A 15,978-nucleotide genomic window follows, 5' to 3' on the forward strand; every position below is an offset into this window, starting at 1 on the left:
TGAAGGAATCCGGCTACAACAGGCGCCTGCGCAACGCGATCCCATCGCCACGCCGGGCCAACCCCTCACCGGAGCGCCGCCTGGCGGACACGGCCAGCCGTACGCCCAACAGCACCAGGGCTGAAAAAGCGGCGAGCACGTAGGCGTTGCCCGCCAACGACTCCAGCGGCGTCCACAGCTGTTCCTGCCCTTCACCGCGCGGCACCAGCGCGAACACCCACCCGGCGTACAGCACCGCCACCGCCGCGGCGGAGCCCAGCTGCCGCCGGGCGAGCAGCACCGCGCACAGCGGCGCGACCCACACCCAGTGGTGCGTCCACGAGATCGGGCTGACGAGCACCCCGGCGAACGCCGTCACCAGCACCGCGCCCACCGCGTCACCGCGCCGATGCAGGGTGCGGGCCAGATACGCCGCCACGCCAAGGCACACCAGGACGAGCAGCACCAGAAGCACGGAGGAGCCTTCCGTGACGCGGTGGACCAGGCCGCTCAACGACTGGTTGCCCCACCACGCGTTGCCGCTCGCCTTGTTCGCCCCCAGCATCGTGGAAGTCCAGTACCGCACGGTGTCACCGGGCAGCAGCACCAACCCCGTGACGCCCAGGCCGGCGAACACGGCCAGCGCCCGCACCGCGTCCCGGGAGCGTCCGGTCACGAAGAGGTGCGCCACGAACACCAGCGGGGTCAGCTTCACCGCCGCCGCGACACCGACCAGCACGCCGGAGAACCGGGACCCGCGCAACGCCAGCACGTCCACCAGCACCAGCGCCATCAGCAGCACGTTGACCTGGCCCAGCCCGACCGTCCGCCAGACCGGCTCCAGGCACAGCAGAAGTGGCAGCGCCCACCAGCATCCGCCGACGAGCCGCACGGAGGTCCGCAGCGCCAGCACCGTCCCGGCCGCGAGCACGCCCCACGCCAGCTGCACGGGCAGTGCGGCGAGGGGCAGGAACACCACGGCGGCGATCGGCGGGTAGGTGAACGGCAGGGCTGGCGACCAGTCCGGGATCGCCGTCAGCGGGGCGTAGAGCGACTCCCCGCGCACCAGCGCCAGCGCGGCCGCCCGGTAGACGCCGCTGTCCACTCCCAGCGGCAGATCCAAGATCCACCACACGACCGCCACGAGGGCGAACGCCGCAGCCAGGAGGACTGGTAGCCGGGATGGCAGGGCTGGTTTGATCACCCGCCCGACGCTAGGAGCGACGGTCCCGGAAGACGTCCCGCCGAGGTGGTGTCCTGAGGTGCCCCGCCGGTACCGGTCGCGCCCGGCCCGTACCCCGGTACTACTCGGCGGGCACCACCAGACCGCACTCGTAGGCGAGCACCACGGCCTGCGCGCGGTCGCGGAGGCCGAGCTTGGTCAGCACCCGGCTCACGTGGCTCTTGGCGGTCTGCTCGGCGATGGTCAGCGCACCCGCGATCTCGGCGTTGGACAGTCCCCGCGCGATCAGGCGCAGCACCTCCACCTCGCGCGTGGTGAGGTGTCGCAGCGCGGCGTCGTCGGGCTTTCCCGGGGCGCGGTCGGCGTAGGCCGCCACCAGCCGCCGGGTGATGGACGGCGCGAACAGCGCGTGCCCCGCGGCGACCACGCGCACGGCGTTGACCAGATCGGCCAGCGGGGAGTCCTTGAGCATGAACCCGCTGGCGCCCGCGCGCAGCGCCCCGTAGACGTGCTCGTCCAGGTCGAACGTCGTCAGCACCAGCACCTTCGGCGGCGGGTCGCCCGAGCCGACGACGAGGCGAGTCGCCTCCAGGCCGTCCATCACGGGCATCCGCACGTCCATCAGCACCACGTCGGGCGCGAGGTCGCGGGCCAGCACCACCGCGTCGGCGCCGGTGCCCGCCTCGCCGACGACGTCCATATCGGACTGGCTGTCCAGGGCGACGCGGAAGCTCTCCCGGATCATCGCCTGGTCGTCGACCACCAGCACCCTGATCGTCACGCGGTGTCCTCTCCGTGCAGTGGCAGATCCGCGACCACCGAGAAACCGCCGTCGGGCGTGGGTCCCGCGGCGAACTCGCCGCCCAGCACGCGCACCCGCTCGGCCATGCCGACCAGGCCGTGCCGGGGACGGGCCGGGTCGTTGTCGAGCGCGGGCCGGGTCGCCGCGGCGTTGCGCACCTCGATCCCCAGCACGTCGCCGCGCGCGGCGATCTCGACCGAGACGGCGCCGCCGGGTGCGTGCCTTCCGCTGTTGCTCAACGCTTCCTGGACGATCCGGTACGCCGAGAGCCCCACCCCCGTGGGCACCGGCCCGACATCGACCAGGAGGGTGATCTCCGCGCCGGTCTCGCGGAACCGGGCCACCACGCCCTCGACGTCGGACAGGCCGGGCTGCGGCGCGGCCCCGTCCCCATCGCCGGCCCGCAGCACCACCAGCATCCGCCGCATCTCGGTGAGCCCGTCGCGGGCCATCCGCCCGATCACGTCCAACTCGTCGAGCACCTCCGGCGCCAGGCCCGGCAGCCGGTACGACACGGCGTCGGTGCGCAGGACCAGCGCGGACATATGGTGACTGACGACGTCGTGCAGCTCCCGCGCGATCCGGGTGCGCTCCTCCAACGCGACCAGGCGCGTCTGCTCGGCCCGCCGCAGGCCGTCCGCTTCCCGGCGCTGCCGCACCGCGTTGCCCAGCACGACCGCGCCGGTCGCGAGGAAGCCGGGAAGCGCCGCGTCGCCCCAGTCGTTCAGCCGCGGCCAGGTCGCGACGAACGTGACCGCCAGGACCGCCACCACCACGACGGCGTGATGGCGCAGCGCGATCCGGTACAGCAGAAACCCGACCGCCACCGTGAGACCGATGGTCCACGGCCAGCCCCACTCCAGTTCGGGGCCGGTGCGCGCGCCGTAGGCACGAGGGAGGACGAGCACCAGCAGCACGGCGAGGAACCAGGAGACCAGCAGGTTCCGCGCCGCGAAGAACACCGGCACCGCCGTCGCCACTCCGCAGGCCAGGTTCACCTCGTGCAGGCCGTCCGGGCGGTACAGGCTGGTCGGGACGACGGCGAGGAGGAAGCACAGGACCGCCATCAGGTTCGTCGTCGTGATCCGGCGGACCACCGCTGACCTGATGCCACGCAGCCGCTCCACCCGGCCACGATAACGGGTCACCGCCCGCCGCGGCCCCGCCGGCCGCTGAAGCGGGCGGGGCTGTTCCCGGCCTACTTTCGGCCCAGTACGCGCCGGAACGTCGGACACTCCATATGCGACGGCGCCGGGCAGGCCGCCGCGTGTCGCAGCTCGTCGCGCATGAAGGTGAGCTTGCGGATCGTCGCGTCCAGCTCGTCCGCCTTGGCCGCGAGCATCGCGCGGTTCGGGCTGGGACGTCCGTCCGGCGAGAACATCAGCGTAATCTCGTCCAGCGAGAACCCGGCCGAACGGCAGACCCCGATCAACGCGAGCTGCTCCAGCACGGCGGACGAGAAGACGCGCGCCAGGCCCTGGCGGCGCACCGAGGCGATCAGGCCGCGCTCCTCGTAGTAGCGCAGCGTCGAGGCGGGCACGCCGGAACGCCGGACGACTTCGCCAATGCCGATCTCGATCGAATCCACGACACTTGACCTCAAGCCGACTTGAAGTAGGACGGTATGAGCATGACATCAGAGGTGAACAGCGCCCAGGCCGAGTGGTGGAACGCCGCCGGGCAGGGCTGGGCGAACGTGCAGGACATCGTGGACCTGATGCTCCGCCCGTTCCAGGACCTGCTCGTCCAGGCAGCGCTCGAACGGCCGCGCGAACGGGTTCTCGACGTCGGGTGCGGCACGGGCAGCGTCACGAGAGCGATCTCCGAGGCCACCGGAGCGCCCTGCGTCGGCATCGACATATCGGAGACGATGCTCGCCGCGGCACGTGCGCACGGGAAGGTGCGGTTCATCCGGGCCGACGCCCAGGTACACGAGTTCGACGAGAGCTTCGACCTGATCGTGAGCAGGTTCGGGGTCATGTTCTTCGACGACCCTGCCGCCGCGTTCCGCAACCTGCTGCGAGCCTCGGCGCCGGGAGGCGAGCTCTGCTTCATCACGTGGCGCACCGCGGACGAGAACCCGTTCACGGCCACCGCGACCAAGGCCGCCGCCGCGTTGGTCCCCGACGCGCCGGTACCGGATCCGGACGGGCCGGGACCGTTCTCCCTCGCGGATCCGGGCAGGACACGCGAGATCCTCGAAAAGGGCGGCTGGGGCGGGGTGGACATCCGCCCGGTGGACGAGATCCGCGCGTTGCCCGAGAAGTTCCTGGTCCCGTACCTCAGCAACCTCGGCCCGATCGCCCACGCGCTGCGGAAGGCGGAGGAGTCCGAACGGCCCCGGATCATGGAGTCGGTCCGTGGTGCGTTCGACGACTTCGTGCACGGTGACGAGGTGCGGATTCCCGGCGCCTGCTGGCAGGTCACCGCGTCAGCTCCACTCTGACTGGCGCTGCCACGTCATCAGGTTGTCGAGGACCTCGCCGGACCAGCCGCGGGGGTCCAGTTCGGCGTGTGAGGCGTAGCGGCCGCGGTAGAACAGCAGCGGCTGCGCCTCGCGAACCGGCCCGAGCTCGACGACCGAGCCGACGACCACGTGGTGGTCGCCGGCGTCGTGCACGACCGACACCTGGCAGTCGACCCACGTGAGAGCGCCGTCGAGCACCGGGGCCCCGGTGCTCGACGGCGTCCACTTCACGGCCGAGAACTTGTCCGCGCCGGCCTTCCCGAACACCGTCGACACCTCGCGCTGGTCCTCCGCGAGCACATTCACGCAGAACGCACCGGACGACGCCATCGCCGCCCAGCTGCGCGAAGTCCGTTGTGGACAGAACAGCACCAGCGGCGGATCCAGCGACAACGCGGCGAACGCCTGGCAGGCGAACCCGACCGGCCCGTCCGGGGACATGCCGGTCACCACGGTCACCCCGGTGCAGAAGTGACCGAGAACCGAACGGTAACGGGCCGTTATTTCTGGAAGCCCACGCTGAAGTCGTGTCCCCACAGGCTCACCGCCGTGCTCTCGCGCGCGATCCAGTCCTCATCGGACACCTGCCGTCCCTCGCAGCCGAACTCGACGTCGAACCCGCCGGGCGTCTTCATGTAGAACGACAACATCAGGTCGTTGACGTGCCTGCCCAAGGTCGCCGACATCGGGACCTTGCGCCGCATCGCCCGGTCCAGCGTCAGGCCCACGTCGTCGGTGTTCTCGACCTCGACCATCAGGTGCACGATCCCGCTCGGCGTCGGCATCGGCAGGAACGCGAGGCTGTGGTGGCGCGGGTTGCAGCCGAAGAACCGCAGCCAGGCGGGCGGTCCGTCGGCGGGCCTGCCGACGAACTGTGGTGGCAGACGCATCGAGTCGCGCAACCGGAAACCCAGCACGTCGCGGTAGAAGTGCAGCGCGGCCTCGTCGTCCGAAGTGGACAGGACGACGTGCCCGAGCCCCTGCTCCTCCGTCACGAACCGGTGCCCGTAGGGCGACACGACCCTCCGGTGCTCCAAAGCGGCGCCGTGGAAGACCTCCAGGGTGTTGCCGGACGGGTCCTCGAACCTGATCAGCCCGTTGACCCGCCGCTCGGCCAGGTCCTCGGCCGACCCTTCGACGTAGGCGACACCCGCCGAGGCCAGCCGTTTGGCCACCTCCTCCAGCTCGGCCTCGGTGGCGGCCTCCCAGCCGGAGGCTTGCAACCGGTCCGCGTCTCCCGGCACGATCACCAGACGCGCCGGGAAGTCGTCCATCCGCAGATAAAGAGCGCCCTCGGCCGACCCCTTGCCCTCGACCATGCCGAGGACCTTGAGCCCGAACTCGCGCCACCGCACCATGTCGGTGGCCTCGATGCGGAGGTAGCCCAGCGACCGGATGCTCATGACGCCTCCCGCCAGATCATGATTCACTCAGGAAGTCGAGGGCGAGCCGGTTGAACTCGTCGAACTTCTCCAGCTGAGCCCAGTGCCCGCACCCGCCGAACACGTGCAGTTGCGCCCGCGGGATCAGCTTCGTCGCCAGCAGCGCGCCGTCCAGCGGGTTGACCCGGTCCTCACGGCCCCACACGAGCAACACCCGCTGGCGCAGCCTGTACGCCTCGCGCCAGAGCATCCCCTGCTCGAAGTCAGGACCGGAGAACGACTTGCCCAGCGCGGCCATCGCGCGCAGCGCCTCCGGCTGCCGGGCCGCCTCGAACCGTTCGTCGACCAGCTCGTCGGTGATCAGCGACTGGTCGAACACCATGATCCGCAGGAACTCCTCGATCTTCTCCCGCGTCGGTGTCCTGGCGAACGCGCTGAGCTTGCGCACGCCCTCGGTCGGATCAGGCGAGAAGACGTTGAGCGACAACCCACCCGGTCCCATCAGCACGAGCCGCCCCGCCCGTTTCCCGTGGTCCAGCGCGAACCGGACCGCGGTGCCGCCGCCGAGCGAGTTGCCGAGGATGTGCGCCCGCTCGACCTCCAGCGAGTCGAGCAGGTCCTTCAACGCCCGTGCGGCGAAGGAGAAGTACTGGTCGTGCTCGGCGGGCTTGTCCGACTGGCCGTAGCCCGGCATGTCGACCGCCAGCACCCGGAACGACTTCGCGAACACCCGGATGTTCGCGCGGAAGTTGCTGAGAGCCGACGCGCCCGGCCCGCCGCCGTGCAGCAGGACCAGCGTCTCGGAGTTGTCGGTACCGGCCTCGTGGTAGTGCAACCGCACGCTCATCAACGCTCCCTCAGAACAAGCCGTCGCGGACCTGGATGCCGAGCTCGTTCTTGCCGTACAGCACAAGCACGCGCTCCGGGTCGTTGGCCGCGTGCACTCGTGCGGCATGCGCGTCGCGCCAGAACCGCGGCAACGGCAGACCGGCGTTGATCGCCTTTCCGCCCGCGCTCTCGAAGAGCCGGTCGATCGCGGAGATCGCCCGCGCGCTGCCGAGCACCTGGTCGCGCCGGGCCCGCAGGCGCAGTTCGATCGGGATCTTCGTGCCGGCGACGGCGTGCTCCCACTCGTCGTTGATGTCCTTCTCGAGCTGCCACCACGCCGTCTCGATGTCGTTGGCCGCCGTCGCGATCCGCACCTGCGCGAACGGGTCGTCGACCGACTTCTCGCCCAGGTACGCGGCCCGGACGCGCTCACGGGTCGCGGTGACGTGCAGGTCGTACGCGCCGGTCGCCATGCCGATCATCGGCGCGGTGATCGCGTACGGGTGGATCGTCCCGTACGGCATCCGGAACAAGGGGCCGGGGTTGACCTCCTGACCCGGACATTTGCACCGCGCGGTGTGCATCATGCTCAACGCCCGGTACTCCGGCACGAACACGTCCTCGACCACGATGTCGTTGCTGCCCGTGCCGCGCAGGCCGACCGTGTCCCAGACGTCGTTGATCGTGTAGTCGGCGATCGGCAGCAGGAACGTGCGAAAGTCGACGGGCTTGCCCTCGTCGTTCATCACCAGGCCGCCCAGCAGCACCCAGGTGGCGTGGTCGCAGCCGGACGAGAAGCTCCACTTGCCGCTGAACCGGAACCCGCCCTCGACCGGCGTCGCGCGGCCCGTCGGCGCGTAGGAGGACGAGATCCGGGTGTCCTGGTCCTCTCCGAACACCTCGTCCTGCGCCCGCACGTCGAAGAGCCCGACGTGCCAGGGGTGCACGCCGAGCACCGACGCGACCCAGCCCGTCGAGCCGCACGCGCTGCCGATCAGCTTGACCGCGGTGTAGAAGTCGAGCGGGTGCGACTCGAAGCCGCCGTACCGCACGGGTTGCAGCATCCGGAAGAACCCGGTCTCCTGCAACGCCTTCACCGACTCCGGCGGCACCTTGCGCAGCTCCTCCGCCTCCGCCGCCCGTTCGGCCAGTGAGGGCAGCAGTTCCCGCACCTTGCCGAGGATTTCCTCGCTCATCGGACTTTCTCCCTGCTCAGCTCCAGTGCGATGTCGATCAGCTGGTCCTCCTGCCCGCCGACGAGCTTGCGCTCGCCCGCGCGGACGAGGATCTGCGCTCCGGACACGCCATAGCGTTTCGCCTGCGTGTACGCGTGTTTGAGGAAGCTGGAGTAGACGCCCGCGTACCCCATCATCAGCGCCATCCGGTCGAGCAGGCACTCCTCGGGCATCACCGGCCGGACGACGTCCTCGGCGGCGTCCACGATCTTGAAGAAGTCGACGCCGGTGTCGAAACCGAGCTTGTCGCAGACGCCGACGAACGCCTCCAGTGGCGTGTTCCCCGCGCCCGCGCCGAATCCGCGCACGCTGCCGTCGATCTGCTTCGCCCCTGCCCGTGCGGCAGCGACGGAGTTCGCGACGCTCAGCCCCAGGTTCTCGTGCCCGTGGAACCCCACCTGGGCGTCTGAGCCAAGTTCGGCGACCAAAGCTTCAACCCGTTCGGACACCTGTTCCAGCACCAGGGCGCCGGCCGAGTCGACCACGTAGACGCACTGGCACCCCGCGTCCGCCATGATGCGGGCCTGCTTCGCCAACGCCTCCGGTGGCTGCGAGTGCGCCATCATCAGGAACCCGACGGTCTCCAGGCCACGTTCGCGAGCCAACGCGAAATGCTGCACGGAGACGTCGGCCTCGGTGCAGTGCGTGGCTATCCGGACGATCGAGGCGCCGTTGTCCTGCGACACCAGGATGTCGTCCTTCACCCCGACACCCGGCAGCATCAGCACAGCGATCTTGGCTTGGGAAGCCGTCTCGACCGCGACTCTGATCAGTTCCTGCTCCGGCGTGTGGCTGAAGCCGTAGTTGAACGACGAGCCGCCCAGCCCGTCGCCGTGCGTCACCTCGATCACCGGCACCCCGGCGCCGTCGAGTGCCGCGACGATCGAGCGCACGTCCTCGGCCGTGAACTGGTGCCGCTTGTGATGCGAGCCGTCACGCAGTGACGTGTCGGTAAGCCGCAGTGTTGGATCCTTTTGGTGCACGGGCGATCTCCTCCCCCACCTTGGTCGCGGCGGCCGTCATGATGTCGAGGTTCCCTGCGTACTCGGGCAGGAAGTCGCCGGCGCCCGCGACCTCCACGAAAATCGCCACCCGGCCGGCGTCGAACTGCGGTTCGCGCAGCAGCCGGAATCCCGGCACGTACGAACGGATGTCGGTCTCCATCCGGGCGATCGAGTCCGTGATCGGGTCGGGGTCCGCGTCCTCGGGAATGGCGCAGAAGATCGTGTCGCGCATGATCATCGGCGGGTCGGCAGGGTTGAGCACGATGATCGCCTTGCCGCGCTCCGCTCCCCCGATCGCCTCGATGCCACGGCTGGTCGTGCGGGTGAACTCGTCGATGTTGGCGCGCGTGCCCGGTCCGGCCGACACCGACGCCACGCTCGCGACGATCTCCGCGTACGACACCGGGACAACGCGGGACACGGCGTGGACCATGGGAATCGTCGCCTGGCCGCCGCAGGTGATCAGGTTGATGTTCGGCGCGTCCTGGTGCTCGCCGAGGTTCACCGGCGGCACCACATACGGCCCGACCGCCGCCGGTGTCAGGTCGATCGCCCGGATGCCCGCCTCGGCGTAGCGCGGGGCGTTGGCCCGGTGCACCGCCGCGGACGTCGCCTCGAACACGATATCCGGCAGCTCGTCCTGACGCAGCAACCACTCCGCGCCGTCGACCGAGACCTCGAGCCCCAGATCGGCTGCCCGGCGCAGACCCTCGCTGGCCGGGTCGATGCCCACCATCCAGCGCGGTTCCAGCACGGACGAGCGCCGGAGTTTGTAGAGCAGGTCGGTGCCGATGTTGCCGGAGCCGACGATGGCCGCCTTCACCCAGTCACCTCAATCGAATTTCAGGTCGACGGAGCCGAGTCCGGCGAACTCGGCGTGGAACTCATCCCCAGGCCTCGCGTCGATCGCGCGCGTGCACGATCCGGGCAGCACGATGTCGCCCGCCAGCAACCGGACGCCGAAGCTCGCCACCTTGGCCGCGAGCCACGCCACCGCGATCGCCGGGTCGCCCAGCACGGCGTCACCACGCCCCTCGGCGACGATCTCGCCGTTGCGCCGCAACGTGGCCGCGACGGCGCCGATGTCCAGTTCGGACGGACGAACCCGCTCGGATCCCAGCATGAACCCGGCCGACGACGCGTTGTCAGCGATGGTGTCCTGCAGGCCGATCCGCCAGTTCTCGATCCGGCTGTCGATCAGCTCGATGGCCGGCGCGACGAACTCGGTGGCGTCCAGGACGTCGGAGACCGTGCACCCCTCGCCGGGCAGGTCGCGGGCGAGCAGGAACGCGATCTCGACCTCGACCCGCGGGTACAGGTACGCCGACGCGTCCGCGGTCCCGGCCAGCTGCATGTCGTCGAGCAGGTGGCCGTAGTCCGGTTCGTCGACGCCCATCATCTGCTGCATCGCCAGCGACGACAGGCCGACCTTGTGGCCGATCACGTCACGGTTGCGGTGCCGGACGTTGAGCAGCTGGATCTCGTACGCGTCGACCACGTCGATGCCGGGATACAGCTCCACCAGGGGTTTGATCGGCACGCGGTCGCGTTCCGCCGCCCGCAGCAACTCGGCCGCCGCCTCCCTGGACTGGATCGTCAGCACCTGGCCTCCCCTGTACCTGCTGATTCGGCGACGTGTCGCCCTGCGCGGCGGCCCGAGAAGACGCAGTCGGCGAGCGCGAGGCCGCTGACGTAGGACTCCGAGCACACCCCGACCGCCGACCGGCCGGCGGCGTACAGGCCTGCGACTCCTTGCACCTGACCGGTGTCCTCGTCCACGACGAGCCCGCCGAGCGTGAGCATCGGGCACGGGTAGCCGAACCCGGCGCGCACCGACACGTTGATCAACGAGTAGGGCGGCGTCCCGAACGGTTCGGGCGGCGCGATGCCTGCCTTGGCAGCGACCTCCTCGATCGTCGGCGCCGTGACCAGGCCGCGTCCCAGCAGGTAGCGGACCTGCCAGCGCTGGAACGGCGCCGTCTGCGTCTTCACCTGGGCCCGTGCGACCTGGAGGATCTCGTCGTCGATCAGCAGCCAGGCCTTGCCGCCGCGCTCGACGATCGCGCCACCGTTGGCGGCGCCGTAGAGGGTCGCGTCGCCGAACCGCTGCCCCGCCGAGTCGACCAGGACGCCACGCTGCAACGCGCTGGGCGGCGTGATGAACCGCCAGACCGAGATCTTGTCCATCCGCGCGGTCTTCCCGCCGGCGGCGACGCCGAGCCGGATCCCGCCGCCGTCGTCACCGGGTGTGCCCAGCGCGAGGCCGCCGCGGTGGGCCGGAGCGTGCTCGCGCATCCACTCCCGGTCCGCGACGAAGCCACCGGCGGCGATGACCACTCCCCGCCGCGCGCTCACCGTCACCGTGCGGCCGAAGCGTTCCAGCCACGCCGCCAGCCCGAACAGCCTGCGACCCAGCGGCGGGTAGTAGAGCCACGGCTTGGCGCCTGCCTGGGACAACGCCGCGTGCACAACGCGTGGCAGGCCGGAGAGCGTCCGGCAGCGCACACCCGTCACCCGGCCGTCCGACGTGACCAGGTCCAGAGCGCGGGTCTGCGGCATGATCCGCACGCCCGCGCGCCGCACGGCTTCGGCCAGACGAGCGAAGAAGACCTTGCCGGACGTGCCTTTCGCCCTGGTCCGATGCCCGCGCGGGGCCGGGTCGGGCCAGGCGTCCTCACTTCCGGACAGGTACAGGTAGTGGTCGTCGGTCGGGTACGAGGTCTTGAACGGGGACACGCGGGCGTCGAACGGCACGCCCTGGTCCTCCAGCCAGGCCAGCATCTTGGCGCTGTCCTCGCAGAACCGCCGCAACGTCGTCTCGGACACCGCGTCGCGGACCTCGTGCCTCAGGTAGGAGAACATCGCGTCGACCGAGTCGGTGACACCGGCCTCGACCTGCTGCCGCGTCCCGCCACCCGCGTAGACGACACCGCCGGACAACGCGGTCGCCCCACCACCGCCGAACCGGTCCAGCACCACCACGGACGCACCGGCCGCCGCGGCCTCGATGGCGGCGCACGCGCCGGCAGCACCGAAGCCGATGACGACCACGTCAGCGGTGACCTCCACGCAACCCTCCTGGAACAGGTTCTTGGTCAGAAACAGGTTCTTGGTGAGTCGACTTGCCTGGAACTCCTACACCATAGCGCCAAACCGCCTCAGAACTATAACCTGTTCTAGTCTAAGCCCCGTGGAGGTGTGATGTACGACGTGATCGTCGTCGGCAGTGGCGCGGCGGGCATGACAGCCGCGCTCTGCACCGCTCGACACGGCCTGCGGACCCTGATCGTCGAGAAGGCCGGGCACTACGGCGGCTCGACCGCGCGGTCGGGCGGCGGCGTCTGGGTGCCGAACAACGCCGTGGTCGCCGCCAACGGCATACCCGACTCACCCGAGCGCGCCGGCACCTACCTGGCGCACATCGCTCCCGAGGTCCCGGCCGAGCTCCGGGTGGCCTTCCTGAAGGCCGGACCGGCCATGCTGGCGTTCGTCTGCGCGCACACACCGCTGAGGTTCCGGTGGGTCCGCGACTACGCCGACTACTACCCGGAGGCGCCGGGCGGACAGCCGCGCGGCCGCTCGGTCGAACCGCTGCCGTTCAACACGAAGCTGCTCGGCGAGGAGATCAAGGACCTCGAACCGCCGTACGTGCCGACGCCAGCGGGCATCGTGATCACCCAGTCCGACTACCGCTGGCTGACCCTGATCGGCCGGCACCCGCGCGGTCTCGTCACCGCCGCCAAGGTCTTCGCCCGCCGGTTCCTGCCGGGCAGACGCCTCACGATGGGCCAGGCGCTGTCCGCCGGGCTCAGGGCAGGGCTCAAGGCGCTGAACGTCGAGGTCAGGCTCAACACCGCGATGACCGACCTGCACTACGAGAACGGCCGGGTGGCAGGAGTTCTCTGCGGCGAGAAGCTGATCCTGGCCGAACACGTGGTGCTCGCGTCGGGCGGGTTCGAGAACAACGAGCGGATGCGCAAGCAGTACCAGGACATCGGTACGGAGTGGACGGTCGGCGCGAAGGCCAACACGGGTGACGGCATCGAGGCCGGGATGCGGGCGGGCGCGGCCGTCGGGCTGATGGACGACGCCTGGTGGGGTCCGTCCGTCCCGCTGCCGCGCGGCCCGTTCTTCCTGCTCGCGGAACGGTCCCTGCCCGGCTGCGTGCTCGTCGACAAGACCGGCCGCCGGTTCGTGAACGAGGCGGCGCCCTACATCGACGTGGTCAACGCGATGACCGGCGACACCTGGCTCGTCTTCGACCACGCCTACCGCAGCCGCTACCCGTTCTGCGGCATCCCGCCCCGGCGGCCGCTTCCCCGGCGCTGGAAGGAGTCCGTGCTCACCGCGCCCAGCCTCGAAGAGCTCGCCCAGGAGGCCGACCTCCCGGAACTGGTCGAGACCGTGCGGCGGTTCAACACGCTCACGGTCGAGGGCAGGGACGTGGACTTCCACCGCGGCGACAGCGCGTACGACCGCTACTACGGCGATCCGCGCAACCACCCGAACCCCAACCTCGCGCCGCTGACCACCGGGCCGTTCTACGCGGTCAGGATCGTGCCCGGCGACCTCGGCACCAAGGGCGGCCTGCGCACCGACGCCCGCGCGCGGGTGCTGCGCGAGGACGGGTCGGTGATCGAGGGCCTGTACGCGGCGGGCAACACCAGCGCCTCGGTCATGGGCCACACCTACGCGGGCGCGGGCGCCACCCTCGGACCGGCGATGACGTTCGGATACCTCGCCGGCCTCGACATCTCTGGAGGAGAGCGATGACGCAGGACAGCGTGCGGACGATCGACGCGGGCGCACCTCCAGCGCGGTTCGCGCGCGGCTGGCACTGCCTGGGCCTCGCCGCGAGCTTCCGCGACGGCAAACCCCATGCCGTGGAGGCGTTCGGCACGAAGCTCGTGGTGTTCGCGACCGAGGACGGCAAGATCAACGTGCTCGACGGGTACTGCCGGCACATGGGCGGCGACCTCACCCAGGGCACGATCAAGGGCAACAACATCGCCTGCCCGTTCCACGACTGGCGCTGGGCGGGCAACGGCCGCTGCGCCGACATCCCGTACGCCAAGCGGGTTCCGCTGCGGGCGCGCACCCGGTCGTGGATCACGTTGGAGGAGAACAAGCAGCTCTTCGTGTGGAACGACCCGCAGGGCAACCCGCCACCCGAGCACGTGACGATCCCGCGCATCGACGCGGCGTTCAGCAACGAGTGGAGCAACTGGACGTGGGACTCGGTGGTGATCGACGGCGCGAACTGCCGCGAGATCATCGACAACGTCGTCGACATGGCCCACTTCTTCTACATCCACTTCGCGTTCCCGACGTACTTCAAGAACGTGATGGAGGGCCACGTCGCCTCGCAGTACCTGACGACGCGCGGACGGCCGGACGTCGCGATGGGCTCGAACTACACCGGTGACGTGGAAGTGCGTTCGGAGGCCGCGTACTACGGGCCGTCCTACATGATCGACTACCTGTGGAACGACTACAAGGGTCTCGAGATCGAGACGGTGCTGATCAACTGCCACTACCCGATCTCACCGACGTCGTTCAAGCTCCAGTGGGGCGCGATCGTGAAGAAGCTGCCCGGCGTGGACGACGTGCACGCCGACAAGATCGCGGCCAAGTTCGCGCGCGGCATCGGCGTCGGGTTCCTGCAGGACGTGGAGATCTGGCAGAACAAGACCCGCATCGACAACCCGTTGCTGTGCGAGGAGGACGGGCCGGTCTACCAGTTGCGGCGCTGGTACGAGCAGTTCTACGTGGACGTCGAGGACGTCAGCGACGACATGGTGCGGCGCTTCGAGTTCGAGGTCGACACGAGCCGCGCGATCGAGGTGTGGGAGAAGGAGGTCGCCGAGAATCTGGCCCGTCAGGAGCAGGCGACGTGAGCGAGCGCGACGAGTTCCTGGCCGGCGGGATGGTGCCGGTCCGCTGCGACTGCGGGAACCGGGTGCTGGTGAAGAAGAACAGCCCGCAGCACACCAGCGTGCAGTGGCTCGCCGACACCCGTGACTGCCCGGAGCTCTGCGGGGCGCGGTCCGCGCTCGTACCGACCTGCCTGCGGTTGCGGGACAGCATCGAGAAGGCGGTGCGCGAGGGGACGCTGGAGGTCGCCGATGGCTGAGGTGCACCGGCTGCGGGTCGACGCCGTGATCGAGGAGACTGCCGACGCCCGCTCGTTCGTGTTGTCAGGCGCCGACTTCGCGGTGAGGCCCGGACAGTTCCTGACCGTGCGGGCCGGTGACGTGGCGCGGTGCTACTCGCTGTCCAGCGCGCCGGGTGAGCCGTTGAAGATCACGGTCAAGCGCACGCCGGACGGGTACGGCTCGCACTGGATGTGCTCCTCGCTGGCCGAGGGCGTGGAACTGGACGTGCTGGCGCCCGCCGGCGTCTTCACGCCGTCGTCGCTGGACTCCTCGTTGCTGGCGTTCGCGGCCGGCAGCGGGATCACGCCGGTCATGTCGATCATCCGGGCGGTGCTGACGTCCGGGTCGGGCCGGGTGTTCCTGCTGTACGCCAACCGGGACGAGGCTTCCGTGATCTTCGCGCGCGAGCTCGCCGAGCTCGTTCGCGCGCATCCGGACCGGCTGACCGTCGTGCACTGGCTGGAGTCGGTGCAGGGGTTGCCGCACGTGGACGGCTTGCGGGCGTTCGTGCGGACGTGCGACGAAGCGTTCGTGTGCGGGCCTGGCCCGTTCATGGAGGCCGCCCGCAAGGCGCTGCACGACGTTCCGGTCGTGCACGTCGAGAAGTTCGTGTCGCTGTCCAGCGATCCGTTCGCCGAGGTGGTGCCGATCGTCGACGACCGGCCGGACGCGGTGGTCGAGGTCGAGCTGGACGGCGAACGGCACCGGTTCCCGTGGCCCGCGCGGACCAAGCTGCTCGACCTGTTGCTGGAGAAGGGACTCGACGCGCCGTACTCGTGCCGCGAGGGTGCGTGCAGCGCGTGCGCGTGCCGGCTGGTCGGGGGCGAGGTCAAGATGCTCAACAACGACGTGCTCGACCCCGAGGACATCGCCGAGGGCATCGTGCTGGCGTGCCAGTCGGTCCCGGTCACCGACACCGTGAAGATCACCTACGAGTGAGGGG

The 15,978-nt window shown here is 70.0% G+C and carries 17 protein-coding genes; 5 read left to right on the forward strand and 12 right to left on the reverse strand.

Going from position 1 to position 15,978, the window contains the following annotated elements; genetic code table 11:
* Positions 1-13 precede the first annotated feature (13 nt).
* From ACRSBM_RS19080 to ACRSBM_RS19095, 4 genes are all read right to left on the reverse strand, one after another.
* Complete coding sequence (locus tag ACRSBM_RS19080) at positions 14-1,183, reverse strand: glycosyltransferase 87 family protein (RefSeq protein WP_434444965.1); 1,170 nt, start codon at positions 1,181-1,183, stop codon at positions 14-16.
* Between the two features lie 100 nt (positions 1,184-1,283).
* Positions 1,284-1,943 (reverse strand): response regulator, encoded by a 660-nt coding sequence (locus ACRSBM_RS19085; protein ID WP_434444966.1) that lies wholly within the window; start codon positions 1,941-1,943, stop codon positions 1,284-1,286.
* Positions 1,940-3,091, reverse strand: a complete 1,152-nt coding sequence (locus ACRSBM_RS19090; RefSeq protein ID WP_434444967.1) for a sensor histidine kinase — start codon at positions 3,089-3,091, stop codon at positions 1,940-1,942. Before ACRSBM_RS19090 ends, ACRSBM_RS19085 begins: the two co-directional genes overlap by 4 nt.
* A gap of 71 nt (positions 3,092-3,162) precedes the next feature.
* Complete coding sequence (locus tag ACRSBM_RS19095) at positions 3,163-3,552, reverse strand: helix-turn-helix domain-containing protein (RefSeq protein WP_434444968.1); 390 nt, start codon at positions 3,550-3,552, stop codon at positions 3,163-3,165.
* Positions 3,553-3,594: 42 nt separating this feature from the next.
* Between ACRSBM_RS19095 and ACRSBM_RS19100 the strand changes: the two genes are divergently transcribed.
* Entirely contained in the window at positions 3,595-4,410 is an 816-nt protein-coding gene (locus tag ACRSBM_RS19100) for a class I SAM-dependent methyltransferase (RefSeq protein WP_434444969.1), read from the forward strand.
* Here the strand turns inward: ACRSBM_RS19100 and hsaB are convergent.
* From hsaB to ACRSBM_RS19140, 8 genes are read right to left on the reverse strand one after another with little or no spacing between them, the layout of a single operon-like run.
* Positions 4,396-4,968 (reverse strand): 3-hydroxy-9,10-secoandrosta-1,3,5(10)-triene-9,17-dione monooxygenase reductase subunit, encoded by a 573-nt coding sequence (gene hsaB / locus ACRSBM_RS19105; protein ID WP_434444970.1) that lies wholly within the window; start codon positions 4,966-4,968, stop codon positions 4,396-4,398. The genes ACRSBM_RS19100 and hsaB overlap by 15 nt on opposite strands.
* Entirely contained in the window at positions 4,932-5,834 is a 903-nt protein-coding gene (gene hsaC / locus ACRSBM_RS19110; protein WP_434444971.1) for an iron-dependent extradiol dioxygenase HsaC, read from the reverse strand. Before hsaC ends, hsaB begins: the two co-directional genes overlap by 37 nt.
* 16 nt (positions 5,835-5,850) lie before the next feature.
* The gene (gene hsaD, locus ACRSBM_RS19115) at positions 5,851-6,660 is read right to left on the reverse strand and encodes a 4,5:9,10-diseco-3-hydroxy-5,9,17-trioxoandrosta-1(10),2-diene-4-oate hydrolase (protein ID WP_434444972.1); all 810 of its coding nucleotides are present in this window, start codon (positions 6,658-6,660) and stop codon (positions 5,851-5,853) included.
* A 10-nt stretch (positions 6,661-6,670) separates the two neighbouring features.
* Positions 6,671-7,837 carry a 3-hydroxy-9,10-secoandrosta-1,3,5(10)-triene-9,17-dione monooxygenase oxygenase subunit gene (gene hsaA / locus ACRSBM_RS19120; RefSeq protein ID WP_434444973.1) on the reverse strand — a complete coding sequence of 389 codons (1,167 nt, stop codon included), beginning with the start codon at positions 7,835-7,837 and terminating at the stop codon, positions 6,671-6,673.
* Positions 7,834-8,859, reverse strand: coding sequence for a 4-hydroxy-2-oxovalerate aldolase (gene dmpG / locus ACRSBM_RS19125; protein ID WP_434444974.1), 1,026 nt, complete (start codon positions 8,857-8,859; stop codon positions 7,834-7,836). Before dmpG ends, hsaA begins: the two co-directional genes overlap by 4 nt.
* The gene (locus ACRSBM_RS19130; protein WP_434444975.1) at positions 8,810-9,703 is read right to left on the reverse strand and encodes an acetaldehyde dehydrogenase (acetylating); all 894 of its coding nucleotides are present in this window, start codon (positions 9,701-9,703) and stop codon (positions 8,810-8,812) included. The genes dmpG and ACRSBM_RS19130 overlap by 50 nt, the downstream gene beginning before the upstream one ends.
* Before the next feature lie 9 nt (positions 9,704-9,712).
* Positions 9,713-10,483 (reverse strand): 2-keto-4-pentenoate hydratase, encoded by a 771-nt coding sequence (locus ACRSBM_RS19135; protein WP_434444976.1) that lies wholly within the window; start codon positions 10,481-10,483, stop codon positions 9,713-9,715.
* Entirely contained in the window at positions 10,477-11,949 is a 1,473-nt protein-coding gene (locus ACRSBM_RS19140; protein ID WP_434444977.1) for an FAD-binding protein, read from the reverse strand. The genes ACRSBM_RS19135 and ACRSBM_RS19140 overlap by 7 nt, the downstream gene beginning before the upstream one ends.
* Positions 11,950-12,081: 132 nt before the next feature.
* Between ACRSBM_RS19140 and ACRSBM_RS19145 the strand changes: the two genes are divergently transcribed.
* The 4 genes from ACRSBM_RS19145 to ACRSBM_RS19160 are packed head-to-tail and all read left to right on the forward strand — an operon-like array spanning position 12,082 to position 15,974.
* A complete protein-coding gene (locus ACRSBM_RS19145; protein ID WP_434444978.1) occupies positions 12,082-13,653 on the forward strand; it encodes an FAD-dependent oxidoreductase in 1,572 nt (523 codons plus the stop codon).
* Positions 13,650-14,777: a Rieske 2Fe-2S domain-containing protein gene (locus ACRSBM_RS19150; RefSeq protein WP_434444979.1), complete on the forward strand. Its 1,128-nt coding sequence runs from the start codon at positions 13,650-13,652 to the stop codon at positions 14,775-14,777. Before ACRSBM_RS19145 ends, ACRSBM_RS19150 begins: the two co-directional genes overlap by 4 nt.
* Entirely contained in the window at positions 14,774-15,013 is a 240-nt protein-coding gene (locus ACRSBM_RS19155) for a hypothetical protein (RefSeq protein ID WP_434444980.1), read from the forward strand. Before ACRSBM_RS19150 ends, ACRSBM_RS19155 begins: the two co-directional genes overlap by 4 nt.
* Positions 15,006-15,974 carry a 2Fe-2S iron-sulfur cluster-binding protein gene (locus ACRSBM_RS19160; RefSeq protein ID WP_434444981.1) on the forward strand — a complete coding sequence of 323 codons (969 nt, stop codon included), beginning with the start codon at positions 15,006-15,008 and terminating at the stop codon, positions 15,972-15,974. Before ACRSBM_RS19155 ends, ACRSBM_RS19160 begins: the two co-directional genes overlap by 8 nt.
* Positions 15,975-15,978 lie beyond the last annotated feature (4 nt).

Origin of the sequence: Lentzea xerophila (genome assembly GCF_051094245.1) — a bacterium.
GTDB lineage: Bacteria > Actinomycetota > Actinomycetes > Mycobacteriales > Pseudonocardiaceae > Lentzea > Lentzea xerophila.